1 protein-coding gene is annotated in these 611 nt (G+C 43.2%); it reads right to left on the bottom strand.

All coding sequences use genetic code 11. The annotated features are described in order from the left end of the window. The coding region (locus JUF11_RS13150; protein ID WP_204119949.1) for an IS256 family transposase at positions 1 to 611 on the bottom strand (611 nt) is incomplete at both ends.

Below are 611 nucleotides of genomic sequence, written 5' to 3'. Positions count from 1 at the left end.
TTTGGAAATTGTTCCTTTGCTTTGGTTTTTCGCTTGATCGATTTATTGAAAGATTCAATAAGATTGGTCGAGTAGATCGAGGCTCTAATACTCGTTGGGAAATCAAAGAAAGTAAGCAGATTTTGGGTCTCTGCTAAGCGTTTCGTCATTTTAGAATAGCTAGTTTCCCAGTGCGTAATAAAGGTGTCCAGGACTTTTTGTGCCTCAGATTTTGTCGTTGCTTGGTGAATCTGTTTGAATTCAGACATAACGGCCTGCCGGTCGCTAACACGTACTTTTTTGAAAATATTACGACTCATATGGACGAGGCAACGCTGGAATTTTGCCTGTGGGTAGCTCCTCTCCAACGCCGATTCAAGTCCCACCATTCCATCAGCGACGACCAGTTGAACGTTGATGATACCTCTTTTTACAAGCCCACCTAATAATTCTGACCAAACTTCGCCATTTTCAGTTGGAGCGATCTGGTAATCAAGAATCTGTTTCTCTCCGTTTGCCGTGATGCCAATCGCGATATAGACCGCCTCACGTTCAACCGTATTTCGTCTGAGTGGAAGATAAGTCGCATCGATGAAGAGACAAACGAAGTTTGCCTCAGTAAAATGACGTTC

This window comes from Lacticaseibacillus suilingensis (assembly GCF_016861845.1).
Classification (GTDB): Bacteria; Bacillota; Bacilli; order Lactobacillales; family Lactobacillaceae; genus Lacticaseibacillus; species Lacticaseibacillus suilingensis.
Note: the sequence above shows the minus strand (reverse complement) of the source record. Positions and strands in the feature narration are given on the sequence as shown.